The following is a 26,561-nucleotide window of genomic DNA, read 5'->3' as shown; positions in this document are numbered from 1 at the left end:
CGCTCGCGGCGACCGTCCAGTACTCTGGTGTTCCATACGAAACTACGAGACGGTACGTCTAGGCTCCGCCTGAGCGTCACCGCCCTTCCGAGCAGCCACGTCACAGAGTGTTGAGAACTGATGTCCAACGAAACCGTTGCCGCGGACCCGCCGGCGCCGTCGACCGGCCGGGCCCGCAACCCGCGCACCCACCAGGCGATCCTCGACGCCACGGTGCAGTTGCTGGGCGAGGTCGGTTACCAGGACCTGAGCATCGAGCGGGTCGCCTCGCGGGCCGGCGTGGGCAAGGCCACGATCTACCGCTGGTGGAACTCCAAGAGCGCCCTGGTGATAGAGGCGATGGAGCGCGGCCTGCCGGTCGAGCTGCCGGAGCACACCGGAGACCCGCGCACGGACCTGCGTGCCGCCATTCAGTCCGCGGTCCAGACGTACGCCGTCGGCCAGGTCGGCTCGACGGTGCCCGCGCTGGCCGCGGAGGTGTCACGGGACGCGACCGGCGCCGAGCAGCTGCGGCAGTTCCTGAGACCGCGCCGGGACGCCGCCCGAGAGGTCCTGCACCAGGCCGCCGCGGTCGGGACGCTGCCGCCAGACGTCGACATCGAGACGGTCATCGACCTGTTCATCGGCGCGATCTTCTACCGCAGCCTGGTGCGCAAGCTGCCGGTCGACGCGGTGATGGTCGAGCAACTCGTCGAACTGATCCTTGACGGCAGGCTGCCGCGCACGATCCCGTGAGAGCCCGGCCGCCGACCCCGGTCCCGGGCACGAGCGCCGGCACGAGCTCTGGTGCCGTCGCCGGCAGGAGCACTTGCAGCGAGCCGGGGCAGCACCGCGGCCGGCTCGCGCCGCGGCTCGCGCCGCGGCCGGCACTGCCGTCAGCGTCAGCCTCGATACGCCAGGCAGTCGTCGGCCTCGATCTCGATGAGCCGGTTGTAGTTCGCGACTCGTTCGCCCTGGGTGGGTGCCCCGGCTCGCAGTCGGCCGCAGCCGGCCGCCACCGCCAGGTCCGCCGCGAAGGCGTCACTGGTCTCCCCCCGGTGCGCCACCACCTGCGCGTAGCCGGCGTCCCGGCAGGCGCGCATCGCTTCCAGCGCCTCGGTGATCGTGCTGAAGTGCGCGGTCTTGATCACCGCGGCGTTGGCGACCCGCCGGGCGACGGCGGTGGCGATCAACTCCGGGTCGGTCGCGAACACGTCGCCGCCGACGAGCTGCACCCGGTCGCCGAGGCGGCGGGTGAGTTCGGCCCAGCCGTCCCAGTCGTCCTGCGCCAAGGCGTCCTCGATGCTCGAAAGCGGGAAGACGTCGACCATCTGTTCGTAGCGGTCGATCATCTCCGCGGTACTGTGCCACTCGCCGCCCACCTGGTAGCCGTCGCCGTACCGGAAACCGGAGGCCGCGACCCGCAGCGCCAGCGTCACCCCGTCCGGGCCGAGGGCGTATCCGGCGTCCGATATGGTCTGCGTGATCAGCTCGAGAACGCGCTCCGGCCAGGCGATCTGCGGTGCGAAGCCGCCGTCCGCGCCCACCCGGGTATCGAGCGAGTAACCGGCCAGCACCGCGCGCAGCCTGCCGAGCAGCTCAACACCCGTGTGCACCGCGGCGCGCATGCTGGGCGCTCCCACCGGGGCGATCATGAACTGCTCGAAGTCCAGTTCGGTCCCCGCCCGGTGGCCGCCGTTGACGACGGTGAACTGCGGCACCGGCAGCCTTTGCCCGGCTCCGGGCAGCGCCAGGAACCGCCACAGCGGCTGCTCCTGCCGGTTGGCCATCGCCCTGGCCGCGGCGATGGACACGCCGCGCAGCACGTGCTGGCTGGGCCGCGGCCGGATCCCGTCCTCGGCGAGCTTGCGCAGCGCTCCGTCGATGTCGGCCAGCCCCTCGAAGGACGCGCCGACCAGTTCGAGCGCCGCGCTCTCCAGCGCTGTCGCCTGCTCGACCGGACAGCAGGCCCCGAACGGCACGCACGCCTGTCCGGCCGCTCCTCCGACCAGGCTCAAGCGCACGTCAAGCGCGGGACGCCCGTTGGAGTCGATGATCTCCACAGCGTGCACGCTTTTGATACGTACTGCCATTTTTCCCCCAATTGCAGCTTTTGCCCAAGTCGTCACGATAGTCAGCACCCGCCGTTAGGGAAATGCCCGGAAAGCTTCGTCTGTGAGTAAGGGTGGTTCTCCCGTACGGTCCATGGCCCGAGGGTCGAGGGCATGTCGGTCGGCGCGCTCGCGACCCGCTACCCACTAGCCAACCCCCTGTCGCGTTCCCTCGCATCGGCTCCGGTCCTTGCGTGTGACCGCCGCGACCGGCGCGCCGCCTGAAGATTGTCACGGAGGGTCGCTCGGCATGATCTTTGCGACGGCTTTGTCGCAGGCGCGTCCCCGTTCGACACGCGCGGGCCCGAGGTCGTCACGAGTCGATCCCCGCTGTCATCCTGATCCGGTGGACCGACGTGGTTTCTTTCGCACGACCTCGGCTTTCGCAGTCGGCGGCCTGACCGCGGGCTCGGTCGCGGCCTGCGGTCGCGGCGGGGGCGGCGCGCCGGCGGGCGCATCCGGCGCGGGAACGGCCGGGGCGTCCGGCACAGGGACGGCGACTACGCCGAACGCCGCCGCTTCCGCGCGGGCATCCGCGGCGGCGGCGGACTGGTCGGCGCTCGGGCGCGGGCTGGCCGGCAAGTTGGTGCGTCCGGGTGATGCGGATTACGGGACCGCGCGGCTGCTGTTCGATCCGCGCTTCGACGCGCTGCGCCCGGCCGGGATCGCGTACTGCGAGAACACCGGCGACGTCGCCGAGTGCCTGGCGTTTGCCCGGCGCTTCGCGGTGAGCGTCACGGCGCGCTCGGGCGGGCACAGCTACGCCGGCTATTCGAGCGGACCCGGGCTGGTCATCGACGTCACGCGCCTCAACACCCTCACCGACGTCGGTTCCGGTACCGCACGCGTCGGTGCGGGAACCCGCCTCGTCGATCTTTACGCGGGTCTCGATGCACACGGTGTCACGGTGCCCGGAGGCTCCTGCCCGACCGTCGGCGTCGCGGGACTCGCGCTCGGCGGCGGCATCGGCGTCGTTACCCGCGCATACGGCACCTTGAGCGACAATCTGACATCGGTGCAGTTGGTCACGCCGGACGGCACGGTGCGCGAGTGCGACGCCGAGCGGGACGCGGACCTGTTCTGGGCCTGTCGCGGCGGGGGTGGTGGAAACTTCGGCGTGGCCACCGCGTTCACGTTCGCTACTCATCCCGCGCTGCAGATGGTGCTGTTCTTCCTGAACTGGCCGTGGTCGCAGGCGAGCCGGGTGATCACCGCCTGGCAGGGCTGGGCGCCGGACGCCCCGGACGAGCTGTGGTCCAATCTGCACGCGCTCAGCAGCCCCGGCGGCGGTGCCGGACCGACGCCGACGATCCAGGTCGGCGGGACTTATCTCGGCACGCTCAATGGCGCGCAGGCGCTGATCGGTCAACTCGTCGACAAGGTCGGCTCGGCGCCGCAGGGGCAGCCCTTCGTCAGCTCCCACCCGCACGCGATGATGATCGAGGCCGGCTGCGCGCAGCTGAGCACGGCACAGTGCCATCTGCCGTGGCAGAATCCGGCGGGAACGCTGCGGCGCGAGTCGGAGTTCGCGAAGTCGCACATCTTCACCCGCGCGCTCTCCGGGCCGGCGGTGTCCGCGATCGTGGCCGCGGTCGAGCGGCGCCAGCGTCTCGGCGGCGGCGGCCAGGGCGGCGTCGCGTTCGACGCGCTCGGCGGCGCGGTGAACCGGGTCGCCCCGGACGCGACCGCTTTCGCGCACCGCGACGGGTTGTTCGTGGCCCAGTTCACCACCACCTGGTCCGACGCGGCCACGCCCGCGCAGACCGGCGCCCAGCAGGACTGGCTGCGCGGCTTCCACCAGTCGATGGCCCCGTACGCGAGCGGCCAGGCGTACCAGAACTATCTCGATCCGGAGCTGGCGAACTGGCAGCAGGCCTACTACGGGGCGAACTACCCGCGGCTGCTCCAGGTGCGGGAGAAGTACGACCCCGAGCACGTCTTCAACCTGCCGCAGGGCATCGGGGCCGCCTGACGGCCAGAGGCCGGCTCAGGGTCTGATCGGGATCAGGTCATGCGAATCAGCGCCTAACGCCCTGGCCGGGTGGGCTGACCGGGTGAGCATGCTCAGTCCGGTCGTGCTGCTTTCCACGTCCATGATGTGCGACGTGGAAGGCCCTCAAGTTCCCCGCGGCCGGTGCACCAGAGAAGTACCCGGACGGGTTCTCCGTGCGGGGCGTCGGGAAACAGCCGGTCGAGTACGGCTGCGCTCTGTGGCGCCGAGGGCATCCAGTCCACGGCCAGTCCCCGGGTGATGTCGTGGGTGTGCAGCAAGGTCTCGGCGACGCCCATCGCCGCGAACCCCTCTGGATCGCACGGGCCCCAGTGCCAGGCGCGCAGGGCGGGGCCGGCTGTGGCCAGCGCGCTGCTGAGCAGCCCGGCGCAGGCGGCCACGACCTGCAGCACCTGAGCGGGCGAGGCAGCGGGGCGCACGTTCAGGTCGAAGGGCAGGTAGGCGGTGTCGGGCCGTGCTGCCAGTTGCCCCGCGTAGGCCAGTAGGTCGTGCCCGACGTGCGCCGCGGTTTGCCAGCAGCTCCATTCCAGGGGACCTGCCGGCACCGTCCAGTCCTCGGCGGCATGGGGGCTCAGTGCCCGTAGCATCTGTGCCACGGCCGCGTCCACGTCCTGATGATCCATGCGGAGCTCCTCGCACTGCTCGTGAAACTAGCGCTCCTCGACTCTGCCCTTCCAGCGTCCGCCGCTGCCGCGGTGGTGCCGCAGCGCGGAGTCGAAGGTCATCGCCCCGTACAGCATCATCACCAGCGGCAGGGCCGGTGCGCGCCAAGATCGCAGGCCGTAGAGCCGCAGCGTCGGGAGATAACTGACGGACAGCGCCGCCCAGGCTGCCAGGGCCGCCACGGCTGTGACGAGGCTCCAGTTCCCGCCGCCGCCGCCGAGCGCGACCGCGGCGAAGATCAGGCCGACCACGGGAGGCACCGCGTACATCAACAGCAACCCCAGCAGTGTGCCGAAGAGCAGCAGCGGCGAATAGCGCAGCTGGGTGTACGCGCTGCGCGCGATCATGTCCCAGAGGTCGGCGAGTTTCGGGTACGGGCGCACGCTGCGGACCCGCGCGGTCAGCCCGAGCCAGATGCGGCCGCCGGCCGCGCCGCGCTTGATCAGGGTACCCAGGGCGACATCGTCGATCCGCGCCGCGCGGATCTGATCAAGTCCGCCGGCGCGGTCCAACGTACTGCGACGCACCAGCATGCAGCCGCCTGCGGCGGCGGCCGTGCGGCTGTGCGGACGATTCACGCGGGGAAACGGGTAGAGCTGCGCAAAGCTGTACACGAACGCGGGCACGATGGCGCGTTCGGCTGCGGATTCGGTGCGTAGCAGCACCATCAGCGAAACGAGGTCGAGCCCGTCGGCCTCCCCGAGTTCGACGAGGCGCCGCACGCTGTCGGCCGGGTGCGCGATGTCGGCGTCGGTGAAGAGCACGTATTCGGCTCGGCCCGCGGACTCCAGGCCGCGGCGCATCGCCGCGACCTTGCCCGCCCAGCCGGGCGCAGGGCCGTCACCGTGCACGAGCTCGAAGGGCAGGCCGGGCTGCGCGGCGGCCAGTTTCTCGGCGACCTGCCCAGTGGCGTCGTCGCTCGCGTCGTCGACGAGCACGATGGACATCGGCCCGGGATAGTCCTGACCGAGCAGGGTCGGCAGCGTCGATGGCAGTACCTCGGCCTCGTTTCGCGCGGGCACGATCGCCACGACCGCGGGCCATGAGCCCGCGGCGGGCGGGCGGGACTCGGCGAGCGGCAGCCGCTGGTCCGCGAGCCAGAACCGGCCGTGGAACAGCAGCAGGTAAAGCCATGTGGCCAGCGACAGCAGGGCCGCCGCGGCGAACGCAAGCGCAGTCACAGCCCAAGACTTGCACGGACAGCCCGTTGATCGGCGCTTGCGGGTGATCGGCGCTTGCGGGTGATCGGCGCTTGCGGGAACCCGCGGCTCCCGCAAGCGCCGATGCTTCCGGGAGCCGCCGCGCTCAGCGCACTGAGGGTCTGCGGGTGGCCGGGTGGCCGGTTCGGCGGGTCAGCTGACGTTGAGCGAGGTGTCGTCGAGCACGAACGAGGTCTGCAGCGAGCCGTCCTCGGTGCCGGTGAACTTCAGCGTGACGCTCCGTCCGGCGTAGGCGGACAGGTTGAAGCTGTGCGCGCTGTAACCGGTGTTGTGGTTCAGGTTCGAGTATGTCGCCAGCGTCGCCAGCACCGTGCCCGAGGAACTGAGCACCTGCACGGCCAGCTTGTCGTACGCGGTGCTCGTCGTGGTCTCCGCGGTGTCGACGTGCAGGTAGAACCCGAAGCTGTAGGTCGAGCAGCCGGACGGCAGCGTCACCGGCTGCGACAAGGTGTCGGTGTGCGTGCTGCCGTAGCCGTCCAGCCACGCGTCCCACGAACCGCTGTGCGGCGGCTCGCCGGAGCTGTTGTTGACCACGCCCGGGGAGGCCGACCAGGGCGCCGCCGATCCGGTCTCGAAGCCCGGGTTGCCCAGCAGCTGCGCCGCCGTGCACACGCCTCCTCCCGAGGAGGCGATCGTCCAGGTGAACGACGCCGAGCCGGACGCGCCGGTGGAGTCCTTCGCCGTCACGGTGACCGAGTAGGTGCCCGCGGCCGTCGGCGTGCCACCGATCAGGCCGCTGGACGAGCCGATCGACAGACCTGCCGGCAGACCCGACGCGCTGTAGGTCAGCGTCTGCCCCGATGCCGAGTCAGTGGCCTGTATCTGAAGGCTCGCCGCGGTACCGACCGTCGCCGACTGGCCGCCCGGGTTCGTCACCGTGACCGTGTTCTGCGTCGTGGCCCCGGTGAATGCGTCCGTGATCGGGGTCGCGGACGCGCTGGAACCCGCGTGGCCGAGGTTGTAGAAGTCTTCGATGGTACGAAGTACGTCGTAGTGGTTGATCGTCTCGCCGTATGTACCGGGCTTCACGTTCGCGCCGACCGCGATCGTCGGGATCTGGTTGTTGCTGCTGTTGTCGTCCTCGTCCCAGGTGACGATCAGGTCGCTGTTGTGTGTCTTGGCCCACTGCGCGTAGGCGTCGACGTTGTCGTGCAACCAGGTGTCTCCCTGCGCGACCGTGCCGTCGTGCATGTCGTCGAGCAGGTTCGGCACGACGATCGAGACCGTGGGCAGCGTGCTGAAATCGGTCGGGAAGGCCGCGAAGGTGCGGTTGCCGGACGCGGGCGCGTTGGTGAAGTTCACCCAGGGGTTGTGCTTGCGCGCGTACTCACCGGACGTGCAGCCGGTATAGCCGTCGGACGGCATTGACTCCTCGTAGCCGGTGAACGTCAGGCCGGCGGCGAGCAGTTCGCTGCCGAGGTTCGGGTCGGAGTAGGTATGCGGGCAGCTGTCCGAGGTCAATCCCTCGGTGGTCCCGGCGAACAGGGCGAGGTAGTTGGGCTCGCTAGGGTGGGTGATCGCGAAGGACTGGGTGAAGTCGGCGCCCTGGGACGCAAGCGAATTGATGTAGGGCGCCGACGAGCTGCCGATGACGTCCGAGAAGGAGTGGTTCTCCTCGATCACCACGACGAGGTGGTCGGGCTTCGGCAGGCCGGCCGCGGCGCGCGCCGGAGCGCTCACCGCGATCGGTACCGCGAGTGCGGCCATCGGGGCCAGGGCCGCGATGGCGGTCCTGAGTCGAGTCGGTGACATGGACGCGGACGGGGGCACGGGATCTCCTCCGGGGTGGCGGGTACGCGACGGTTTCCGGTGTCCGTGGCGGCCGGTGACGGATGCCGCCTCCGACACGGTGCGCCCGGATCAGTGCGCTGGCAACGCCCCCGCGGGAAACGTTCTTGAGGATTTCTTCATCCTTATCCCACTGTTCGCGAAGCCGTGGCGCAAGCCGGGCGAACGGGCGCCGTCCGGCGGCGGACCAGAGAGCAAACGTTCGACGACAGAGCGCCCAGGTACCGCACTTCACCCGAGGGGACTGGTTATCCACAGGACTTTTCCACACTGTGGATCGAACACTTGAACGGTCTTCCGCCGCGTTCCTACTGCGCTTCGGCCAGGACGAAGACGCCGGAGGCAGCCGTGATCAACGGCACGGTCTCGCGTGCGGCGGCATCGACATGGATCCGCGGGCGGGACGGGACCTCGTGCTCGTAGAACGTGTCCGGGCCGTAGAACTGCCCGTAGCGGACCACGACGCCGCCGACCTTCAGTACCCGCTGCTCGTGCTCCTCGAGTACCGCGCCGCCGCCGGCCGGGATCCAGTCGATGCTCTGCGCGAGGAAATGTCGCGCGCCGGCCTCCTGCGCGGCGGCGAGCAGGTTCCGCGTGCCCTCGGTGCGGATGCGCGCGTTGCGGGCGGCGAACTCGGGGACCTGTTCGGCCTTGTCCGGAAGGTCGGTCAACTGGTGCAGCACGGCATCCGGCCGGAACGCGACGACCGCCTCGCGCAGCGCCTCCGCGTCGAAAACGTCACACACCACGGGCTGCGCTCCCATCGCGGCCAGCGAGTCGGCCTTCGCCGCGGACCGGGTCATCGCGGCCACCGCGTGGCCGGCCCGGAGGAGGAGCGGCAACAGCCTGACACCGATCACGCCGGTGGCTCCGGCCAGGAAGATTCGCAGGGCCTCGGGCGGGTCGTCGTGCTCTGACCCGCCGTGCTCTGACCCGCCGCGGACCGTGACGTCACGGCCGTCGTCGTTACGGCTGTTTTCGTCACGGCTGTAATCACGGCTGTAATCACGGCTGTCGTCCTCACGGCCGTGCTCGTCTGGCTGCGGCATGGTCGGTCAGTCCCCGTTCGCTGGTTCTGTCGCCTGTCGGTGCATCAACCACGTTATTACGCGCTACCGACAGTAGTGGAGGCAGGCAGGGGCCGGTGACGACAGCGCGGGGCGCACCCTTTTCCGCGTCAGGGCGATTGAGGCCCACGGTGAACCGAAACGCCGGGATGTTCGTGGCACGGATTCGAGCCGGCCTGCGCCTGGTCCGCAGCCCCTTTGACCGGGCGCGGTGTCGGCACACGATGCCGACGCCGCCCACGCGTCGGCCCCACCGTGGATGGAGACGCGCCGCATGGTCTCGCACAGACGCACGAAGCTTCCGATCCGCGCCGCGGTCACCCTCACCGCGACCGGAGCGGCGGCGGCCACCGGTGTCGGGTTGTCCGCGACCGCCGGACACGCCGCCTCGGTCGCCGAGGTCCAGGCCCAGGTCAAGACGCTGGAGCAGCAGTCCGAGGCGGCGACCAACCAGTACGACGCCGCGGCCGAGCAGACGGCCGCGCTGCACCGGCAGATCGACCTGATCCAGAGCCGGTCGGTCGCGACGCAGCAGTCGATGAACACGCTGCGCGGCGCTCTCGGCCCGCTGGCGGCCGCGCAGTACCGCTCCGGTTCGGTCGACCCGACCCTCACGCTGATGCTGTCGCAGAACCCGGATCAATATCTGCAGCGGGCGCTGGCGGCCAGGCAACTGGGCCAGAACGAGGCGATGACCCTCAAGTCGCTCAAGGCCGAGCAGGCGCAGCTGACCACGCTGAAGAAGCAGGCCGCCGACCGGCTCGCGCAACTCCAGCAGGCCGAGAACCGGGCCGCGGCGCTGCGGGCGCAGATCGTGGCGAAGAACCGGCGGGCCCAGGCGCTGCTGGCCGGCCTCACCTTCGCCCAGCAGCAGCAGATCAGCCCGGTCAACGTCGACTGGAGCATCACCGCCGCCCGGATCGCCGCGCTGCCGCAGGTCTCCGGGCGCGCGGGCGTCGCGGTGGCGTTCGCCAAGTCGAAGATCGGCATCTACTACCAGTGGGGCGGCACCGGCGACCCCGGCTACGACTGCTCGGGCCTGACCCAGGCGGCGTGGAAGGCCGCGGGGGTGCAACTGGGCCGCACCACCTACGACCAAGTCCTCGACGGCTACGCGGTCGCGCCGAGCCCGGCGGACCTTCAGCCCGGAGACCTGATCTTCTACAACGGCAACGAACACATGGCGATCTACGTCGGCGGCGGCCTGGTCGTGCACGCACCGACGACCGGGCAGCCGATCCAGTACGGGCCCTGGAACATGCTGCCGATCGACGCCGTGCGGCGCGTCGTGTAGGCCTCGTCACCGGGATCCCGCCGCCGCGCACCGCCGCGCACCGCCCCGCGCTGATCAGCCCTCGATATCGCCGATTCGTTCCCTGTCGCACTCGGGCCGCGCGGCCGTCGCGGCCTGGCGGGCGCGGAAGTTCGCCGCCTTGACCCGGTTCTGACATGCCGTGGAACAGAAGCGCTTGGTGCCGTTACGCGAGACGTCGACGTAAACGCGATCGCAACTCGGCGCGGAGCAGATCCCGATCCGGTCCGCGTAGTCGCTGCCGAGTACGTACGCGAGCGCGACCGCCAGCGAACCGCCGGCGCTCTCCACAAGTCCCGCGCGCGGGCCGTGAAAGTGCAGGTGCCAGGGACCGTCGTCGTGCCGGAGCAGCATGGGCCGCGCGTCGTAATGCACGGCCATCGCATTGAGCAACCGCGCGGCCTCGTCCACCTTGCCCTCGCCCGCGGCCTCGAACACGGCGCGCAGTTCCTGCGCGACACGCGCCATGCCGCGTGCCTCGGCGTCCGTGAGCTCCTGACCGTCCGGGGCGAGACCGGATACGGACCGCACCCGCTGTCTGAGCTCTGCGATGTCGTTCGCGGCGGCGAAGACGCGGCCGCGGGACCGGCCCGGGACGACGGCGTTGACCAGCGACACCGCCAGGTCCACCACGTCCACCGTGTGACTGCCGAAATCCACTTGACCAGTCATCTCCTGTCGCGTATCGTCGTTACTGTCAAAGGCGATTATGACGGTAACATCGGTCGTCGACCACTTGTCGAGTCCGGGGGCGAGCGCGACGGACGATCAGACGTCGAAGTGGATCCGGTGACGGATCCGGTGGAGGGAACGAAGAGCATGAACCCGACCGAACCGGCCGACGTGCACAACGCCGACCTGGTGCGCTCCGCCCGCGAGCACGGGCTCTCCCGGCGGTTGGCCGCGGCCAACCGCTGGTCCCGCATCGCGGCCTGGGCCGACGGGCGCGCCCGTCGCGCCGTCGACGGACTCAGCCGCTGACGGACCCGCCGGACATCCGGCGAACAGCAACGACCCGGCCCGCGCGCGGATCAACCGCACGCGGGCCGACGCATGCCGTCGCCCTCTCAGACCTTCCGGTCGGACCCGAGAACGAACAGGTTGACTGCATAGCAGGCCATTGCGACGCCCGTGAGCACCGCCATCGTCATCGAGGAGCCGTTCGCGCCCTTGTCGACGAAGGCCGCGCCCGAGAACGCCGCGCCGAGAACGCAAAGCAGCGCCACGAGCGAGCTGACGGTCGCGGCGCGCTGCCGGGAACGCAGCGCGAGTACGAACACGACGATGACGTTCAGGATCAGCAGGATGCCGATACCCGCGTGCGCCGCGAGCGCCGCCGGGCCGTTGGACATGGCCTTGCCGAACGCCGCGCCGGTCCCCTTGCCCTTGTCGGCGTCGGGGACGTTTACGAACAGGTTGACGCCCATACCGAGCCCGTACTCCACGAGCAGCGCGAACAGCGCACCGAGACTCGCTCGGCGCAGCCTCGCTGTCGAAGCCGGTACAGGGGTCTGCAGCGCCGGCGCGGCCGTTGCGCTACCGGTCGTCACCTGCGGAGTCAGATCCATGGTCGTGCCTCTCGATTCAGCGGTTCAAGCGCCGGTGACGGCGCATCAGGACGAACGCTAACAGTGCGAGGGGGACCGGCGGCGCACCGTGCATCGCCGCCACGACCGCGAAGACGAACAGGACAGGCACGAGGAAGAGAAGCGGGCCTGCGGGCAGCGCCACACCGCGCGCGGCCAGGTCCGGCGCGCGGCGCGGCTCACTCGCCGGTGCTTGGGTGGGCAGGTCGGTGAAAAGCGCGCGCAACTGCTCCCGGGTACGGGCCGCAAGTGCCGCATCCGCGCGCTCGTCGAACTCGGCGCGCTCCAGCCGGCCGTCGGCGAAGTGCGTGGCCAGTGCGCGCAGCGCCGCTTCCCGCTCGGCATCGGACGCCCGCACGCTCCCGGTCCCGTCCCCGCCGCGGTGAACATCGTGGTCGGACCTGGGCTCAACACTCATGATCGCGGTCACCTCCTTGACGCGCGGCAGCGCCGGCACGACCCAGGCCAGCCAGTCCAGGCCGTCCTTCGCTTGAGAGGACGTGGTCCCCCGTCGCCCCGCCCGGTTCGTGCCACATCCGTACTTTATCGCTCGCGGCATCATTCGGACCTGGGACTATCCTGTGAGTCCGCCGACCGTACGCCACGACGATCCCCGCCGCGCCGACCGGGCGGGAACCGTGGCGCGCATTCCCGCTCGCCCACGAGCCGGTGAACCCCGCGCGCTGACGTGACGCGTCCGGGCTGTCACGATGGGTGCGTGGCGGCTGCTGGGGAGAGACTCGCGCGGTGGCGGCCCCGGGTGGCCGCGCTGTTCGCGGGCGCGGCGGCGGTGCTCGTCTTCCCGAGGATCGGCCTGGACTGGCTGGCCTGGGTCGTGCTGGTGCCGTGGCTGGCGCTGCTGCGCGGCGCGCGCGACTGGCGGCAGGCCGCCGTCGCCGGCTGGCTCGGCGGCGCCGGCTACCTGCTGGCCTGCGAGTACTGGCTCGCGCCGGACCTCACGGCGTTCTTCCCGGTCGCGGTCGCTCTCGTCGGCCTGCTCTGGGCTCCCTGGGCGGTGTTGACGCGCCGGCTCCTCTCGCAGGCCGACACGCTCCCCGGTGCGCTGCGAGCGCTGGTCGCGGTGCCCGCCGGATGGACGCTGGTCGAGGCCGCGCGGTCCTGGCCGGTGCTCGGCGGCGCGTGGAATCCGCTCGGCGCCAGCCAGTGGCGGCACCCCGCGGTCCTCGGGCTGGCCGCGCTCGGCGCGGTGTGGCTGGTCGGCGCGGCCGTGGTGGCCGTCAACACCGCGGTGCTGCTGCTGTTGACCGGCCGCCGGGCCACGCGGGCCGCCGCGGGCGCCGCGGTGTTCGTCGTGTCGGCCGCCGGGCCGTGCTGGTTCGCCCTGCACCAGCCCACCGGCACTACGAGCGCGCGCGTCACACTGGTACAGCCCGGCCTCGATGCGGACCCGGCGCGGCGACTGGCCGCCGGTATCGCCCTGACCCGGCAGCCGGCCGCGCCACCGCGGTCCGCCGGGACCGACCTGGTCGTCTGGGGCGAGAGCAGCGTCCCCTACGACCTGAGCAGCCGCCCGGACCTGCGGGCGCGACTGGCCGCGCTCTCGGGCGCGATCGGGGCGCCGCTGCTGGTCGACGTCGACGCGACCCGGCGCGACGGCTCGATCGCGAAGGTGTCGGTGCTGCTCGACCGGCGCGGCATCACGGGCCAATACATCAAGACCAGGCTGGTGCCGTTCGGCGAGTACGTGCCGCTGCGCTCGGCGCTCGGCTGGCTGCACCTGGTCTCCAAAGCCGCCGCGGTCAATCGCACCGCCGGTACCGGCCCGGTCGTGCTGCGCACCGCGGCCGGCCTGCCGATCGGCCCGCTGACCTGCTTCGAGTCCTCATTCCCGGACATGGCCCGCACGCTCGCCGTCCGGGGCGCCCGGCTCGTGGTCTATCAGTCCTCGACCTCGACGTTCCAGGGCAGCTACGTTCAGGACCAGCAGGCTTCGCTGCTCGCGCTGCGGGCCGCGGAAACGGGCCGCCCGGTCGTCCAGGCCGCGCTGACCGGCGATTCGGCGGCCTACGACGCCGCCGGTCGCCGGCTCGGCGTGCTGCCCTCGACGGCGCGCGGAACCCTGACCGTCGCGGTGCCGCTGGCCGCCCGCGAAACCCCGTACGACCGGTTTGGCAATACCCTGTTGTTCATCCCGCTGCTCGGCGTGGTCGCCGCGATCTGCTCCCTGCCGATCCGGGCGTCGTCTCGCGCTCTATGATGGCCCGGCCCGGCCGCGGTCGCAGGCCCGCGGAAATCTCCGGGGAGGGGCGAGGCAACCGTGAGCGACCACAACCGATCGTCGGTCGCCGCTTCCTATTGGGCTTTCGTTCTTGTCGGCGTCGGCGCCGGCGCCGGCGGCGTGTTGCTGCCCGCGCAGATCGCCGACTACGGGGTGGATCGCACGCGGATCGGCATCACGTTCTTCGTGTTCTCCGCGGGGTTCATGCTGGCCGGGTCGACCGTCGGCGCGCTCATGCACCGCATCGGCACCCGCAACGCGCTCGCCACAGGCACTGCCGTGTTCGTGCTTTCGGACCTGTACGTCGCGACGCACCCGACGTTCGCAGGGCTCGTCATCGTGCAACTCCTCCTCGGCTACGGAGGCGGCGTGGTCGAGTCCGTCCTCAACACACATCTCGCGCGGTTGCCTCGGTCGGCTCAGCGGGTGAACCGCCTGCACGCCTTCTTCGGTGTCGGCGCGCTGCTCGGGCCGTTGCTGGCGACCTGGATGCTGCGCTCGTGGTCGTGGCCGAGCGTGTACCTCGTGATCGCGTTGCTCAACGTGCCGTTGCTGGTCGGTGTCCTCCTGGTGTTTCCGTCGGCGGTTCGACCGGGCGGTGGACCCGCAGTGGCCGTGGCGCCCGGGCCGGGGGTGCAGCCGCCGACGGCTGCGGCGAGTGCCTCGGCGGCTGACCCGGCGCAGCACGGCCGCGGCTTGCTGGCGGCGGCGCTGCGGGAGCGCGCTGTACTTCTCGGCGCGCTGTTCCTCGCGGTCTACGTCGGCCTTGAGGTCAGCATCGGCAACTGGGGATTCAGTTTCCTGGTGGACGGGCGCACACAGTCGCCGTTGATCGCCGGGTATGCCCTCAGCGGCTACTGGCTCGGCCTGACGGCGGGCCGGTTCGTGATCAGTCCCGTGGCGTCCAGGGCCGGGCTGAGCGATGTCGCCGTGAGCTTCGGGTGCCTGGCGGGCATCCTGGCGGCCTGCGTTCTGGTCTGGGCCGCTTCCGCGGCCGTGGCGGCGGCCGCGGGGTTCGCGCTGCTCGGGTTCTTCCTCGGACCGCTCTTCCCGACCACGATGGCGATCACGCCGCGCCTGGCCGAGCCGCGCCTGGTACCCACCGCGATCGGCTTCATCAACGGCGTGTCCGTGGTCGGCGGCTCCGCGCTGCCCTGGCTGGCCGGCACGATCGCCCAGGCCGCCGGAATCATGACCCTGATCCCGTTCTGCATCGCGCTGACCGTGCTGCTGCTGCTGATCTGGTGGCGGCTGGCCAGGCACGCGCCCGCGCCGCGGGAAGCATCGTCGGCAGGACTCGACTACGCCTGAGAGAGCTGTTCGCGCGCCTCCATGAGCGCGAATCCGAGCAGGTTCAGCCCGCGCCAGCGGGCCGGGTCGGCGGCGCGCTCGTCCGCGGCGGCCAGCCCGATGCCCCAGATCCGGTCGCGCGCGCTGGCCTCCACCAGCACGCGTCGCGCCGTGCCGAGCAGGAAGCCGCGCAGTTCGGCGTCCTGCCCGAACTTGGCCACGCTTCCGGCCACCACCAGGTCGAACCGGTGCGCCGCCCATACCTGCTCGTCGAAGCCCCGCACCAGCCGACCGAGCTTCTTCGCCTCGGCCGGGGTGCCCGCGGCCAGGATCCGCGACAGCGCGTCGAGATCGCCGAAAAGGCGCGCTTTGGCCGCCATCATCCAGTGTTCCGCGGAGGCGTAATCGACCCCGTCCACGGCGAAACGGCTCGGCCACCACTGGCTGAGGCAGCCCTTGCCGACACTGCCGTCCGCCTGCGGCTGATGGCCCCAGAACATCAGCCATTTGGGCACCGCGCCGGCCGCGATGATCTCGACCAGTCGCTCCCGGTTGCGCGCGGAGGTCGGGTCGGGTTCGGCAGCCGTCGTCATACGGGCAAGCCTCTCAGACACCTCGGACAGCGCCGGGAAGGCACAACTCAAATCCCTGACATGGTGAGACGGTGACGCGGAGGGGGCCGGGTCGCGGATTCGATCACCCGGCGCAGGCGAGCTCCCGCAACTGCGCCAGAACCTCGTCGGCGACCTGCTGGAACGCTCTTGGTTCCGGGTCGTCGACCCATTGCCTGAAGGCGACCTGCATGACGGTGACGCACAAGTGGGCGGCGAGGTCCGCGGTGGTGTCGCCGAGTCCGCGTGCGCGCAGTGCGCTGGTCATCGCGGCGATCATCGACACGCCCTTGATCAGCTCGCGTTCCTGCAGCTCGCGGCTGGCCGCGATGATCCGGTGGCGCGGTACGGCGAACTCGCGGAACTCTTCGAAACGGGCGGCGGCGGCCTCCAACGCGGCGCCGATCATGCCGAGAGCCGACGCGGACTCGGGTGTCGCCTCGATCGCACCCACCATCTGCCGCTCAAGCAGTTCCGCGCCCCAGAACAGCACCTCGCGCTTGTCCGCGAAATACCGGAAGAACGTTCGCTTCGTCAGTCCCGCGCGCTCGGCGATCTGCGCGACGGTCGTCTGCTCGTACCCGCGCTCGCCGTAAAGGGCCATCGCCGCCTCCTGCAGCCGCACTCGCGCGTCCGGCTGCCATCGACCCATGGCGCCAAGACTAGCCGATGTCACTTGGTGTCATCAGTATGCTATCGTCATGACACCAAGTGACATCAGTTCTTCCGGGAGGATCCCCCCATGCGTGTACTCGTTACCGGAGCGTCCGGGCACATCGGCTCGGCCCTCGTGCCCGAGCTGCTGCAGGCCGGCCACCAGGTCGAAGGGCTGGCGCGTTCCGACGACTCGGCCGCGAAGATCGCCGCCGCCGGCGCCGAGGTCCGGCGCGGCGACCTGGACGACCTCGACGGGCTGCGCGAGGCCGCGGCCGCGGCCGACGGCGTCATCCACCTCGCCTTCAAGCACGAACATTTGGCGACCGGCGACTTCGCCGCCGCGGTCGCGGCCGATCTCGCCGCCGTCCGGGCATTCGCCTCGGCGCTCGACGGGACGGGAAAGCCGCTGATCACGACCTCCGGCACGCTCATGCTCAGCCTCGCCGGCGTCACCGGACGGCCGGGCACGGAGACCGACTTCGCGCCCGGCGGTCCGCGGGTCGACGCGGAGAACTTCGTGATCGCCCTCGCCGAACGCGGCGTGCGCTCCTGCGCCGTCCGGCTCCCTCCGATCGTGCACAGTTCTCTCGACCACCACGGCTTCGCGCACATCCTGATCGACATCGCCCGCCGGACCGGCGCTTCGGCGTATGTGGGCGACGGGGCCAACCGGTGGCCTTCAGTGCACACCCTGGACGCGGCGCGGGCTTACCGGCTCGCCCTGGAGAACGCCCCGGCGGGCAGCCGGCTGCACGTGGTCGCGGAGGAGGGCATCGCCTTCCGCGACATCGCGGCCTCGATCGGGCGCAAAGCCGCACTTCCCGTGACCAGCATCGCCGCGCAGGACGCGGCGGAACGCTTCGCCTTCCTCGGCGGGTTGGTCGGAGTGGACAATCCGACTTCCAGCGAGGTGACGCGCAAGCTGCTCGGGTGGGAACCGGAGCACCCGGGCCTCATCGAGGACCTCGAGCACGGGCACTACTTCGCGCAGGGCTGAGCGGATCCGGCGCAAGCGGTCGGCGCAAGCGGTCGGCACAAGCGGTCGGCACCGTCCCGTGTGGTCAGCCGAACCGGCCCGGCGCCGACCGAGCGGGCGGGCCGTGGAGATCGTGGAGATCGTTGCGGGCGGGTGTCCGTGCCCCGCATCGCCGTTCGTCGTATGGAGTGACAGCGTGCATCGAGCACGAAGATCCTCGAAAGGACGAGCGACATGGCGAGGTTCATCTTCCTCTACCGCGGCCCGGCCGCCGCGATGTCCGACTTCACGCCGGAGCAGCGCGCCGAGCGGATGGCCGCTTTCGGCGCCTGGATGGAGAAGACCGGCGAGGCGCTCGTCGACGTCGGCAGGCCGTTCGGGTCGAGCGTGTCAGTTCGCGACGACGGCACCGAGGCCCGGGCCGTCGACCTGATCGGCTACACGATCGTCGAGGCCGGCGACCTCGCCGCGGCGAAGGGACTCACCGCCGGCCTTCCCGTTCTGGCCGACGGTGACGGGAAGCACGCGGTGGAGATCTTCGAACTGCTGCCGATGTAGATGACGCGGAACGGTCCGCCGCGCCGGCGAAGAGGTGCGGCGGACCGGATCGGTGAAGTATTCGCGGTCGCCGTGTACCTGATCGCGATCGCGGGTACCGGCGGGTCTGCACGGATGGCGCGCTCGTCTGCTGACCTCCGCGACCGTGCCGGCATCCACCGGGCTCCACCCGACCCGCGGCGCCGCCACCGCCCGGCAGCGGCGCCGCGAACCCCGGCTTCCCGATCCGTTTCACTCACCTCGGAAGGCAGAATCCGCTCATGCGAGCCACTCTGATCTACGGCGCCGGCGATATACGCATCGGCGAAGTGCCCGATCCCTCGCTCCAGAAGCCGACCGACGCGCTGGTGCGCGTGCTGCGCGCCTGCATCTGCGGCAGCGACCTGTGGCCGTATGCGTCAAAGCCCACCACGCCGGACGGCGACCGGATCGGCCACGAGTTCCTCGGCGTCGTCGAGGAGGTCGGCGCCGAGGTGGCCGGCTTCAAACGCGGCGACGTGGTCGTCGCACCGTTCGTCTGGTCCGACGGCACCTGCGACTTCTGCCGGGAAGGTCTGCAGACCTCCTGCCGGCACGGCGGTCTGTGGGCGCAGGGCGGCGTCGACGGCGGACAGGGCGAGGCCGTGCGCGTTCCGCAGGCAGAAGGCACCCTGGTCAAGCTTCCCGCAGGCGAGGACCACGCGCTGCTGCCCTCGCTGCTGACCCTCTCGGATGTGTTTCCCACCGGCTACCACTGCGCCAGGACCGCCGGGGTGAGCGACCGCACCACCGTCACCGTGATCGGCGACGGCGCGGTGGGCCTGTCGGCGGTGCTCTCGGCCAAGCGGCTGGGCGCGCGGCGCATCATCCTGATGGGCCGGCACAAGGACCGCACCGACCTGGGCCGCGAGTTCGGCGCCACCGACGTGGTCACCGAGCGCGGCGAAGAGGGCGCGGAGAAGGTCAGGGAGCTGACGCGCGGCGACGGCACCCACGCGGTGCTCGAGTGCGTCGGGCTGGAGCAGGCACTCGACACCGCGTTCGCCGTCGTGCGCGCGGGCGGCACGATCAGCCGGGTCGGCGCGCCGCAGTACGAGAAGATATCCTTCGGTTTCCCCGGCTTCTTCCGCAACATCACCCTGACCGGCGGCGCCGCCCCGGCGCGCGCGTATATCGAGGAACTGCTTCCCGACATCCTCGACGGGACGATCCAGCCCGGCCGCGTCTTCGACCGCACCGTGGCCCTCGACCAGGTACCCGACGGCTACCGGGCCATGGCCGACCGGGAGGCCCTCAAGGTCCTCATCCAACCCTGACCCTCCGGGGCCGGCCCGCACACGCCCGGGTCAGGAAACGTCGCGCCGGATGCTCGTGGTCAGTGCCACGACGGCGAAGACAGACGTATACACAGCCAGAACGACGCCGCCGCCCCAACGCGGCAACAGGTCTTGGGACATCATCGGCTTGGCCGCGACGCCGAGCGCTTGGCCGGCATTGAACGGCAGCCATCGGGCCAGAGCGCCGACCAACTGGCCGACGATGCCCTCCACCAGCACGATCCACGCCAGCGCGACGGTGATCGCGCCGACCAGGCTCCGGATGAGAGCACCCACGCCCACGCCGATGGCGGCGAAGGCCGCGTTCCATACGATCCCACCGCCGATCGTCGCCCACATCCCCGCGCTCCCCCAGGCGAACGACGCGCCCTTCTGCGACCACCACGCCGCCGCGACGACGAGCCCCACGAGCGTGCTCACCGCGCCGCAGAACACGCCGAACACGGCATAAACGACGAGCTTGGCGGCGACGACGCGGCTGCGGGAAGGAGTGCTCAGATAGGTGTCGGTGATCGTCCTGTGCCGGTATTCGCCGGCCACCGCGAGGATTCCGAAGACGAGGGTGAACACGGAGCCCAGACCGACGTGCGCGAGGGCAACTGCCTGCAGGTTCTGGTCGATCGGATCCTTGGTCGAGTTGACCGCGCCGCTGATCCCGGCGATCACCAGTAGCGCAGCGGCGGCCAACAACAGCCAAGGGCCGCGCACCGTGCGCAGCTTGAGCACCTCGGTGTAGATCAGGGTATTCATATTCTCGGATCCTCGTGTCAGCCGCGGGTCCGGGCCGTCGCGGCGCCGGCCCGTGGCGTGGTCGTCGGGTTTGAGGTCAGGCGCAGGAACGCGGCTTCGAGCGTCTCTCCCCGCGCGCCGGTGAGTTCTTTCAGCGTGCCCGCGTAGCGCAGCGCGCCACCGGAGACGATCACCACGCGGTCCACGGTCTGCGCCACCTCGCTCAGCACATGGCTGGACACCAGGACGGTGCGGCCCTCGCCGGCCAGGCCGCGCAGCAGATCGCGCAGTTGCGCCATACCGGCCGGGTCCAGACCGTTGGCGGGTTCGTCGAGAACGAGCACACCAGGGTCGCCCAGCAGCGCGCCGGCCAGCCCGAGGCGCTGGCGCATGCCCAGGGAGTAGCCGCCCACGCGACGGTGCGCGCTCTCGGTCAGGCCGACGCGCTCAAGCACCTCGTCGACGCGGGAGCCTGCGATCCCGCCGCTGCGGGCGAGAATACGCAGGTGGTCCCGGCCGCGGCGCCCGGAGTGGAAGCCGCCGGTCTCCAGTACCGCACCGACCACGCGCCGTGGATGGGCCAACTCGGCATAGCGGCGCCCCTCGATCAGCGCCCGCCCCGCACTCGGGGCCACCAGACCGAGGATCACCCGCAGGGTGGTGGTCTTGCCGGCCCCGTTGGGGCCGAGGAATCCGGTCACCACCCCGGGCTCCACCACGAAGCTCAGATCGTCGACCGCGGTCACCGCCTTGTACCTCTTGGTCATACCGGTCACGGCGATTGCACCGCTCATCCTGGGTTCTCCTCGCCTCGGCTGTCTTGTTCTCTTCTCGCGCCCGGCTCCGGGCGCCGGGATCACCCTCGCGAGCTTCGGACCGATCGTCGTCACCCGCGCACGGCAATCGGACGTACCGCAGCCGCGGTATGTGCGCGTCGGCCTACCGTGCACGCGGTAGGCGTGCCTGCCGCACTGCGATGACGGCACAGCCGGTATGCGCGCTTAAGGTGAAACGCATGAGCATCACCGGCCACCTGCGCGGCGCCGTGCGGAGGCATCCACATCTCGCGGACGCGACGATCGCGCTGGCAGTGTTCGCCGCCATCGCCCTGACCACCTTCGCCGGGCGCCCACAGACCACCGCGCGGGGCGGTCCCGAAACGTTCGCGATAGCGGCGGCCGGCTGCGCAGTGCTGGCCGCGCGGCGCCACCGGCCGCTGACCGTCCTCGTAGTCAGCGCGGCGGCCGCGGAGGCGTTCCTCGCCCAATCCGGCGGATCCGGCAGCATGCTGATCCTGCTCGCCCCGGCGATCGCCCTCTACACCGTCGCAGACCTCGTCGAACGCAAGACGAGTCTGATCGTCTGCGGCGTCGCGCTGGCCGCTCTCGTGCTCGTCCACGCGTTACACGAGCCGCAGCTACTCGGCCCGCAGAACCTGGCGTTCACCGCGCTGGGGGCATTGGCGATCGCGGCCGGCGACTCCTCCCGCAACCGCCGCGCATACCTCGCCGAGGTAGAGCGGCGGGCCGACCGGGCGGAGCGCGAGCGCGAGCGGGACGCACGGCGCCGAGTGGCCGAGGAACGGCTGCGCATCGCGCGCGACCTGCACGACAGTGTTGGGCACCATCTCGCGATCATCAGCGTGCAGTCGGCCGTCGCGCAGCGTTCGATCGACCCCGGCGCCGCGACCGCGCACGAGGCCCTGGGGCACGTGAAGTCGGCCGGCCGCAAAGCGCTGCACGAGCTGAGAGACACAATCAGCCTGCTGCGACAGCCGGGCGATCCGGTCGCCCCGACCACGATCCCCGCACCCGGGCTCGACGCGCTCGAGGATCTGCTCGCCTCGCTGCGCGCCTCCGGCGTCGAGGTCGACACCCGCATCGACGGAGCCGCCACCGCCTTGACACCTGCGGCGGACCTCACCGCGTACCGGGTGATCCAGGAGTCACTCACCAACGTCCACAAGCACTCCAGCGCACGGCGCGCGCGCCTGGGCCTGGTCTACGATCGAAACGAACTGCGCATCACAATCGACGATTTGGGCGGCGCGGGCGCCACGGATGGGCGCGCCCCGCTCTCCGGCCATGTCCCAACCGGTCGGCACGGCATCGTCGGCATGCGCGAGCGCGTTCTCGCCCTCGGCGGGCGCTTCACCGCAGGCCCCCGGCCCGGCGACGCCTTCCGGGTCACCGCGGCGCTGCCCTACCTTCCGCTGCGGTCCGGCCCGGAGCGCGCCCCATGACGATCCGGGTGGTGATCGCCGACGACCAGCCGTTGATCCGCACCGGCTTCAAGGCCCTGATCGAATCGGCGGCGGATCTGGAGGTGGTCGGCGAGGCCGGCGACGGACGAGAGGCCGTACGCCTGGCCAAAGCCGCCCGCGCGGACGTGGTCCTGATGGACATCCGCATGCCGCTGCTCGACGGTCTGAGCGCCACCCGGCTGATCACCGGCGACGAAGACTCGGCCGCGGTACGGGTACTGATCCTGACGACTTTCGAGATCGACGAGTACGTGTTCGAGGCGCTACGCGCCGGGGCCAGCGGCTTCCTCGGCAAGAGCGCCGAGGCCGAGGAGTTGCTCGCGGCGATCCGTATCGTGCACCGCGGCGACGCCCTGCTCTCCGCCGCCGCGACCAGAACCCTGATCAGCCGCTTCCTCACCACGCCGACGGCGGGGCCGGCAGACGAACCGACGCGGCGGGGCCTCGACGCACTCACGGACCGCGAACGCCAGATCGTCGCGCTGGTCGCGACCGGCCTGTCCAACGACGAGATCGCCGCGCGCCTCGTGCTCAGCCCCGCCACCGTCAAGACCCACGTGAATCGCGCCATGGTCAAGGTCTGCGCCCGTGACCGCGCCCAACTCGTCGTCTTCGCCTACCGCGGTGGCCTGGCCGGTTAAGCGTGCGCACGCTTGTCCGGCTGGCCAGGCCAGGCCAGGCCAGGCCAGGCCGCGCGACGGTCGCAGCCGGATCCGGCACCGCGCCGGGCCTCGATGAGTCTCGAACCGCTGCCGCCGCCTCGCCGCTGCCGCCGCAACCAGGCGATTGACCGCGCGGAATCGTCCTCGTCGGCCAGGATGGCTGCGTAATACTCTTGCATCATGCAATAGTGGCTCATTCGGTCCGCGGCGGGAGGAAGTCGTGTCGATAGCCGTCCACGTACGCCGCCGCCTGCTGGCGGGGCTGCCGTTCGCGGCGATGCTGCTGGTGGCCGCCGGGGACGTGTTAGCCGGTCCGGACGTGGGTCTGCTCGCCTTGTTCGCGCTCGGTCCGGCGTTCGCATCGGTCAGCGGCTCGGCGCGCCGCGCAGTACTGGTCGGCGTGTTCGCGTTCGCACTGTGCTCGGCGGCGTCGGCCTATGACGGGCTGTTTCTCACCCGCCGCGCCGCGGTGGCGCTGGCCACGGTGGCGGGGGCGACGGTGGCCGCGTCGCTGGCTGCGCGGTTGCGGCGCGGCGTCGAACGCGAACTCGCGGGTGTGCGCTCAGTGGCCGAGGCGGCGCAGCGAGTGCTGCTGCGCCCGGTGCCGCGCCTGGCCGGTCACATGCGCGTCGCGGTCTCCTACACCTCCGCGGTGGCTGAGGCCCGTATCGGCGGGGATCTTTACGAGGTGGTCAACGGTCCACAGGTGACCCGGGCGATCGTGGGCGACGTGCAGGGCAAGGGGCTGGAGGCGGTGGAGACGGCGGCGCTCGTACTCGGAGCCTTCCGCGAAGCGGCGCCCGACAGCCCCACCCTGCAACACGTCGGGGCACGATTGGAACGCGCGCTCAACCGCCGCCTGGAGGGCGAGGAATTCGTCACCGCGGTGCTGGCTGAAGTGGATCGGCGACACACGGTCACGCTGCTGAACTACGGGCATCCGCCGCCACTGCTGATGCGCGCGGACGGCACCGTGCAGCTTGCCGAGCCGCCCGAACCGGCGCCGCCGCTCGGGCTCGCCGCCCTCGGCCCCAACGGACCCAGCCCGCACCAGGTGCAGTTGCGGCCGGGCGACCAGATGCTGCTCTACACGGACGGGGTCACCGAGGCCCGCAACCGCCGCGGTGAGTTCTATCCGCTGACGCAGCGCGCTTTCCGGCTCAAAGAGCACGATCCCGAGGCCGCGCTCGAAGCGCTGCGCCAGGACGTCGTCGAACACTGCGCCGGACCGCTGGGAGACGACGCGGCCATGCTGCTGCTGCGCTACCGGGACGAGCCCGGCGCCGAAGCCGAGATGTGACCCCGCGCGCGGCGCGACTGCAACCGGCCGGTCATTCACCCGGCTCTTGGTCGGTGGAAGGTTCGCCGTCGGCGCCGTGGCCTTGGCCGGTGAAGCCTCGCTCGTTCTCCAGCAAACGCACGGCCTGGCGGCGCACGGACGCAATCGCCCGGCGGGAGTCGTTCAGCAACTCCTGTGGATCCACATCCTCGGCCGAGCCGCCCGCTTCGCCCGCTTCGTCCGCCTGCGGCGTGTTGGTGCGCTCATGCTCCACATCCATGCCTCTCAAGCGGCGCTGATCCGAGCGTGCCGGGTGGTGGCGTGGCCGGCCACGTTCCTATCATTGCACAATGCAATAGCATTCTGGGGCGGCCATGCCCGCCCTGTCAGGACAGATGGCCGTCGCGCGGCGTCGGCGGCTCGCCGAGAAGCGAGCCCCCGGCTGCTGGGACCAGAGTGCGGATCGGGAACGGGATCTCGATGCCCTCAGCCCGGTAGCGGCGATGCAGGCGCTTGATGAATTCGTGCACGATCATGTACTGGGACGTGACTTCGCTCGCGCGCAGGATCACCGAGAAGTCGATGCTGGACTCACCGAAGGTGTGATACCGGATGAACGGCTCATGCTCGGCTACCGCGCCGTCCACCTGCCGCATCACCTCGCGGCCGACTTCACACGTGACGCGCTCGACGTGTTCCAGATCGCTGTCGTAGGAGACACCGACCTGCACGAGCACCGACATTTCGTGTACCGGGCGGTGGTAGTTGGTCAGCACGGAGGCCGCCAGCACCGCGTTGGGCACGATCACCAGGTTGTCCGGCAGTTGCCGGATGACCGTGTTGCGCCAGTTCGTATCCACCACGTAGCCCTGCTGACCGCCGTCGAGCTGGATGAAATCGCCCGGCTGCACCTTGCGCGAGGCCAGGATGTGGATTCCGGCGAACAGATTGGTCAGCGTGTCCTGCAGAGCCAGGGCGACCGCCAGGCCGCCGACACCGAGGGCGGTCAGCAGCGGGGTGATCGACACCCCCAGGCTCTCGAGCGCGATCAGGCACCCGACCGCGAGCACCGCGGCCCGGGCGATGTGCACGAAGATGCTGGCCGACCCGGAGACGCCCGAGCGGGCCAACGCCCCGGAGCGCACCGCGAGTCCGGCCCCACGGGCCACCGCGAACGTCGCGGCCAGCACCATCGCGGCAGACAGCACCCGGTCGGCGTCGGCACGCCACCGATCGGACAGCGGCAGGGTCAACGCCGCCGCCCACACTCCGCCGAGCAGCAACGCCCAGGGAAGGAACACCCGCACCAGGGCCACCAGTACGTCATCGCCACGCCAAGCGGTGCGAGCGACACGCGCGGCGGTATGACGCAGCAGCACCCTCGCAAGTGCCGCGGCCGCCAGACCGCTCGCGATCTCGACGCCCACGACGATCCAGTCATGCGCGTGCATCGGCCCCATCACCGCACGCCCCTGCCCGCCGCTGCGATCGCGGCCGCGCAGGGTCCCCCGCCGATGCCGCCGGGCGCTTCCACGCCTCTACCTCCCCGCCCATCGAACTCGATCGTGGCCGTCCGAGGTCCCGGCCTTCCGCGCACGTCACCCTTCCATACAACGTTGCATCATGCAACGATCACGACCCTGGTGGTCTCGGCTCGATCACACGAACCGTCCGTCACGATGAGCGTGCCGGGGACGCCCGGCGGTAGGCGCATCATCCGGACGAGCCGACCTGGCCGCCCGCCCGATCCCGAAGCGGCCGGCAAGCCGCTCGATCGAGCCGGCACACCGACGATGCCCGCACGAGACCCATCCGGGCGTCAATGTGCAACTTTCGTCGCATCCGGTAGGTCCGCCGCCCCGGCCGGACGACGAACGGCAGGTAGCCCCGAGGGTGCGGAACACGCCGAACGCCAGCACCAGCAGACTCTTGACCCGTCGCGGTGGACAGCGCAAACATCCCATCACCACATGCGCCGGCACCGAAGGATTTCGGCGCCGGCACTGTGTTAACGCTAACAGCACTCGACTTTCGGACGATGAGGTCCATGTTCAGATCCCGGTCCCTGAAATCCCGGCTGCTCGGAGCCGTCCTCGCGGTCGGCGCGGCGGCGGGCTTGAGCCTGCAGGCCGCGCCCCCGGCCGCCGCCGCGTCGCTGACCCAGATCACGAGCTTCGGCAACAACCCGACCGGCCTGCAGATGTACCTGTACGTGCCGAACAACGTCAAGGCCAACCCGCCGAT

The 26,561-nt window shown here is 70.8% G+C and carries 25 protein-coding genes and 2 pseudogenes; 13 read left to right on the top strand and 14 right to left on the bottom strand.

Annotated elements, in window-relative coordinates; translation table 11 throughout:
- Nucleotides 1–120 precede the first annotated feature (120 nt).
- Nucleotides 121–735, top strand: a complete 615-nt coding sequence (locus KGA66_RS04340) for a TetR/AcrR family transcriptional regulator (RefSeq protein ID WP_211464733.1) — start codon at nt 121–123, stop codon at nt 733–735.
- A gap of 146 nt (nt 736–881) precedes the next feature.
- Here the strand turns inward: KGA66_RS04340 and KGA66_RS04335 are convergent, their stop codons facing one another.
- Nucleotides 882–2,072, bottom strand: coding sequence for a phosphopyruvate hydratase family protein (locus KGA66_RS04335; protein WP_211464731.1), 1,191 nt, complete (start codon nt 2,070–2,072; stop codon nt 882–884).
- 364 nt (nt 2,073–2,436) lie between these two features.
- Here KGA66_RS04335 and KGA66_RS04330 point away from each other — a divergent pair, with 364 nt between their 5' ends.
- Nucleotides 2,437–4,062, top strand: a complete 1,626-nt coding sequence (locus tag KGA66_RS04330; protein WP_211464729.1) for an FAD-binding oxidoreductase — start codon at nt 2,437–2,439, stop codon at nt 4,060–4,062.
- Nucleotides 4,063–4,154: 92 nt separating this feature from the next.
- On the opposite strand, the gene KGA66_RS04325 is transcribed toward KGA66_RS04330, so the two are convergent.
- From KGA66_RS04325 to KGA66_RS04310, 4 genes are all read right to left on the bottom strand, one after another.
- Entirely contained in the window at nt 4,155–4,724 is a 570-nt protein-coding gene (locus KGA66_RS04325; RefSeq protein WP_211464727.1) for a maleylpyruvate isomerase N-terminal domain-containing protein, read from the bottom strand.
- A gap of 27 nt (nt 4,725–4,751) precedes the next feature.
- On the bottom strand, nt 4,752–5,945 hold the full coding sequence (locus KGA66_RS04320; RefSeq protein ID WP_211464719.1) for a glycosyltransferase: 1,194 nt from the start codon (nt 5,943–5,945) through the stop codon (nt 4,752–4,754).
- 171 nt (nt 5,946–6,116) lie between these two features.
- Nucleotides 6,117–7,736, bottom strand: coding sequence for an alkaline phosphatase family protein (locus KGA66_RS04315; protein WP_211464717.1), 1,620 nt, complete (start codon nt 7,734–7,736; stop codon nt 6,117–6,119).
- Nucleotides 7,737–8,080: 344 nt separating this feature from the next.
- Nucleotides 8,081–8,821, bottom strand: a complete 741-nt coding sequence (locus KGA66_RS04310) for an NAD-dependent epimerase/dehydratase family protein (RefSeq protein WP_211464714.1) — start codon at nt 8,819–8,821, stop codon at nt 8,081–8,083.
- 292 nt (nt 8,822–9,113) lie between these two features.
- Between KGA66_RS04310 and KGA66_RS04305 the strand changes: the two genes are divergently transcribed.
- Entirely contained in the window at nt 9,114–10,133 is a 1,020-nt protein-coding gene (locus tag KGA66_RS04305) for a C40 family peptidase (RefSeq protein WP_211464712.1), read from the top strand.
- Nucleotides 10,134–10,187: 54 nt separating this feature from the next.
- Here the strand turns inward: KGA66_RS04305 and KGA66_RS04300 are convergent, their stop codons facing one another.
- Nucleotides 10,188–10,811, bottom strand: coding sequence for a CGNR zinc finger domain-containing protein (locus KGA66_RS04300; protein WP_211464710.1), 624 nt, complete (start codon nt 10,809–10,811; stop codon nt 10,188–10,190).
- A gap of 159 nt (nt 10,812–10,970) precedes the next feature.
- Here KGA66_RS04300 and KGA66_RS04295 point away from each other — a divergent pair, with 159 nt between their 5' ends.
- On the top strand, nt 10,971–11,132 hold the full coding sequence (locus KGA66_RS04295; RefSeq protein WP_211464708.1) for a hypothetical protein: 162 nt from the start codon (nt 10,971–10,973) through the stop codon (nt 11,130–11,132).
- 86 nt (nt 11,133–11,218) lie between these two features.
- On the opposite strand, the gene KGA66_RS04290 is transcribed toward KGA66_RS04295, so the two are convergent.
- Together KGA66_RS04290 and KGA66_RS04285 are read right to left on the bottom strand one after the other, a co-directional pair.
- Nucleotides 11,219–11,719: a hypothetical protein gene (locus tag KGA66_RS04290; protein WP_211464706.1), complete on the bottom strand. Its 501-nt coding sequence runs from the start codon at nt 11,717–11,719 to the stop codon at nt 11,219–11,221.
- Nucleotides 11,720–11,735: 16 nt separating this feature from the next.
- Nucleotides 11,736–12,155, bottom strand: coding sequence for a DUF1707 SHOCT-like domain-containing protein (locus KGA66_RS04285; RefSeq protein ID WP_211464704.1), 420 nt, complete (start codon nt 12,153–12,155; stop codon nt 11,736–11,738).
- Between the two features lie 300 nt (nt 12,156–12,455).
- Between KGA66_RS04285 and lnt the strand changes: the two genes are divergently transcribed.
- Both lnt and KGA66_RS04275 read left to right on the top strand, forming a co-directional pair.
- Nucleotides 12,456–13,955: an apolipoprotein N-acyltransferase gene (gene lnt / locus KGA66_RS04280; protein WP_211464702.1), complete on the top strand. Its 1,500-nt coding sequence runs from the start codon at nt 12,456–12,458 to the stop codon at nt 13,953–13,955.
- 60 nt (nt 13,956–14,015) lie between these two features.
- Nucleotides 14,016–15,287, top strand: a complete 1,272-nt coding sequence (locus KGA66_RS04275; RefSeq protein WP_211464700.1) for an MFS transporter — start codon at nt 14,016–14,018, stop codon at nt 15,285–15,287.
- Here KGA66_RS04275 and ybiA read toward each other — a convergent pair.
- Nucleotides 15,278–15,859, bottom strand: a complete 582-nt coding sequence (ybiA, locus tag KGA66_RS04270) for a riboflavin biosynthesis intermediates N-glycosidase (protein ID WP_211464698.1) — start codon at nt 15,857–15,859, stop codon at nt 15,278–15,280. The genes KGA66_RS04275 and ybiA overlap by 10 nt on opposite strands.
- 103 nt (nt 15,860–15,962) lie before the next feature.
- Nucleotides 15,963–16,529, bottom strand: a complete 567-nt coding sequence (locus KGA66_RS04265; protein WP_211464696.1) for a TetR family transcriptional regulator — start codon at nt 16,527–16,529, stop codon at nt 15,963–15,965.
- Between the two features lie 90 nt (nt 16,530–16,619).
- Here KGA66_RS04265 and KGA66_RS04260 point away from each other — a divergent pair, with 90 nt between their 5' ends.
- The 3 genes from KGA66_RS04260 (at nt 16,620) to KGA66_RS04250 (ending at nt 19,363) form a co-directional block, all read left to right on the top strand.
- Nucleotides 16,620–17,531, top strand: coding sequence for an SDR family oxidoreductase (locus KGA66_RS04260; RefSeq protein WP_211464694.1), 912 nt, complete (start codon nt 16,620–16,622; stop codon nt 17,529–17,531).
- Nucleotides 17,532–17,744: 213 nt separating this feature from the next.
- The gene (locus KGA66_RS04255; protein WP_211464692.1) at nt 17,745–18,068 is read left to right on the top strand and encodes a YciI family protein; all 324 of its coding nucleotides are present in this window, start codon (nt 17,745–17,747) and stop codon (nt 18,066–18,068) included.
- A 260-nt stretch (nt 18,069–18,328) separates the two neighbouring features.
- The gene (locus tag KGA66_RS04250; RefSeq protein ID WP_211464690.1) at nt 18,329–19,363 is read left to right on the top strand and encodes a zinc-dependent alcohol dehydrogenase family protein; all 1,035 of its coding nucleotides are present in this window, start codon (nt 18,329–18,331) and stop codon (nt 19,361–19,363) included.
- A 30-nt stretch (nt 19,364–19,393) separates the two neighbouring features.
- On the opposite strand, the gene KGA66_RS04245 is transcribed toward KGA66_RS04250, so the two are convergent.
- Complete coding sequence (locus KGA66_RS04245) at nt 19,394–20,134, bottom strand: ABC transporter permease subunit (protein WP_281416391.1); 741 nt, start codon at nt 20,132–20,134, stop codon at nt 19,394–19,396.
- A 32-nt stretch (nt 20,135–20,166) separates the two neighbouring features.
- A pseudogene (locus KGA66_RS04240) lies at nt 20,167–20,907 on the bottom strand (ABC transporter ATP-binding protein); the annotation flags it as partial.
- Between the two features lie 221 nt (nt 20,908–21,128).
- Between KGA66_RS04240 and KGA66_RS04235 the strand changes: the two are divergent.
- The 3 genes from KGA66_RS04235 (at nt 21,129) to KGA66_RS31390 (ending at nt 24,338) form a co-directional block, all read left to right on the top strand.
- Nucleotides 21,129–22,355, top strand: a complete 1,227-nt coding sequence (locus tag KGA66_RS04235) for a sensor histidine kinase (RefSeq protein WP_211464684.1) — start codon at nt 21,129–21,131, stop codon at nt 22,353–22,355.
- Nucleotides 22,352–23,017 carry a response regulator transcription factor gene (locus tag KGA66_RS04230; protein ID WP_211464682.1) on the top strand — a complete coding sequence of 222 codons (666 nt, stop codon included), beginning with the start codon at nt 22,352–22,354 and terminating at the stop codon, nt 23,015–23,017. The genes KGA66_RS04235 and KGA66_RS04230 overlap by 4 nt, the downstream gene beginning before the upstream one ends.
- Before the next feature lie 298 nt (nt 23,018–23,315).
- Entirely contained in the window at nt 23,316–24,338 is a 1,023-nt protein-coding gene (locus KGA66_RS31390) for a PP2C family protein-serine/threonine phosphatase (RefSeq protein WP_369015807.1), read from the top strand.
- Between the two features lie 31 nt (nt 24,339–24,369).
- Here the strand turns inward: KGA66_RS31390 and KGA66_RS04220 are convergent, their stop codons facing one another.
- Both KGA66_RS04220 and KGA66_RS04215 read right to left on the bottom strand, forming a co-directional pair.
- Complete coding sequence (locus KGA66_RS04220; protein WP_211464678.1) at nt 24,370–24,597, bottom strand: hypothetical protein; 228 nt, start codon at nt 24,595–24,597, stop codon at nt 24,370–24,372.
- 106 nt (nt 24,598–24,703) lie between these two features.
- On the bottom strand, nt 24,704–25,768 hold the full coding sequence (locus tag KGA66_RS04215) for a mechanosensitive ion channel family protein (protein ID WP_211464676.1): 1,065 nt from the start codon (nt 25,766–25,768) through the stop codon (nt 24,704–24,706).
- Nucleotides 25,769–26,364: 596 nt separating this feature from the next.
- Here KGA66_RS04215 and KGA66_RS04210 point away from each other — a divergent pair.
- Nucleotides 26,365–26,561, top strand: a pseudogene (locus KGA66_RS04210) (PHB depolymerase family esterase); the annotation flags it as partial.

Source organism: Actinocrinis puniceicyclus, from assembly GCF_018283645.1.
In the GTDB taxonomy this organism is placed as follows: Bacteria; Actinomycetota; Actinomycetes; order Streptomycetales; family Catenulisporaceae; genus Actinocrinis; species Actinocrinis puniceicyclus.
Note: the sequence above shows the minus strand (reverse complement) of the source record. Positions and strands in the feature narration are given on the sequence as shown.

What these genes read in the sequence shown, in the direction of transcription:
- KGA66_RS04340 (WP_211464733.1), top strand. Translation starts at nt 121, where the DNA reads ATGTCCAACGAAACCGTTGCCGCGGACCCGCCGGCGCCGTCGACCGGC.
- KGA66_RS04335 (WP_211464731.1), bottom strand. Translation starts at nt 2,072, where the DNA reads ATGGCAGTACGTATCAAAAGCGTGCACGCTGTGGAGATCATCGACTCC.
- KGA66_RS04325 (WP_211464727.1), bottom strand. Translation starts at nt 4,724, where the DNA reads ATGGATCATCAGGACGTGGACGCGGCCGTGGCACAGATGCTACGGGCA.
- KGA66_RS04315 (WP_211464717.1), bottom strand. Translation starts at nt 7,736, where the DNA reads ATGTCACCGACTCGACTCAGGACCGCCATCGCGGCCCTGGCCCCGATG.
- KGA66_RS04310 (WP_211464714.1), bottom strand. Translation starts at nt 8,821, where the DNA reads ATGCCGCAGCCAGACGAGCACGGCCGTGAGGACGACAGCCGTGATTAC.
- KGA66_RS04305 (WP_211464712.1), top strand. Translation starts at nt 9,114, where the DNA reads ATGGTCTCGCACAGACGCACGAAGCTTCCGATCCGCGCCGCGGTCACC.
- KGA66_RS04295 (WP_211464708.1), top strand. Translation starts at nt 10,971, where the DNA reads ATGAACCCGACCGAACCGGCCGACGTGCACAACGCCGACCTGGTGCGC.
- KGA66_RS04290 (WP_211464706.1), bottom strand. Translation starts at nt 11,719, where the DNA reads ATGGATCTGACTCCGCAGGTGACGACCGGTAGCGCAACGGCCGCGCCG.
- KGA66_RS04285 (WP_211464704.1), bottom strand. Translation starts at nt 12,155, where the DNA reads ATGAGTGTTGAGCCCAGGTCCGACCACGATGTTCACCGCGGCGGGGAC.
- ybiA (WP_211464698.1), bottom strand. Translation starts at nt 15,859, where the DNA reads ATGACGACGGCTGCCGAACCCGACCCGACCTCCGCGCGCAACCGGGAG.
- KGA66_RS04265 (WP_211464696.1), bottom strand. Translation starts at nt 16,529, where the DNA reads ATGGGTCGATGGCAGCCGGACGCGCGAGTGCGGCTGCAGGAGGCGGCG.
- KGA66_RS04260 (WP_211464694.1), top strand. Translation starts at nt 16,620, where the DNA reads ATGCGTGTACTCGTTACCGGAGCGTCCGGGCACATCGGCTCGGCCCTC.
- KGA66_RS04255 (WP_211464692.1), top strand. Translation starts at nt 17,745, where the DNA reads ATGGCGAGGTTCATCTTCCTCTACCGCGGCCCGGCCGCCGCGATGTCC.
- KGA66_RS04250 (WP_211464690.1), top strand. Translation starts at nt 18,329, where the DNA reads ATGCGAGCCACTCTGATCTACGGCGCCGGCGATATACGCATCGGCGAA.
- KGA66_RS04245 (WP_281416391.1), bottom strand. Translation starts at nt 20,134, where the DNA reads ATGAATACCCTGATCTACACCGAGGTGCTCAAGCTGCGCACGGTGCGC.
- KGA66_RS04235 (WP_211464684.1), top strand. Translation starts at nt 21,129, where the DNA reads ATGAGCATCACCGGCCACCTGCGCGGCGCCGTGCGGAGGCATCCACAT.
- KGA66_RS04230 (WP_211464682.1), top strand. Translation starts at nt 22,352, where the DNA reads ATGACGATCCGGGTGGTGATCGCCGACGACCAGCCGTTGATCCGCACC.
- KGA66_RS31390 (WP_369015807.1), top strand. Translation starts at nt 23,316, where the DNA reads ATGCTGCTGGTGGCCGCCGGGGACGTGTTAGCCGGTCCGGACGTGGGT.
- KGA66_RS04220 (WP_211464678.1), bottom strand. Translation starts at nt 24,597, where the DNA reads ATGGATGTGGAGCATGAGCGCACCAACACGCCGCAGGCGGACGAAGCG.
- KGA66_RS04215 (WP_211464676.1), bottom strand. Translation starts at nt 25,768, where the DNA reads ATGCACGCGCATGACTGGATCGTCGTGGGCGTCGAGATCGCGAGCGGT.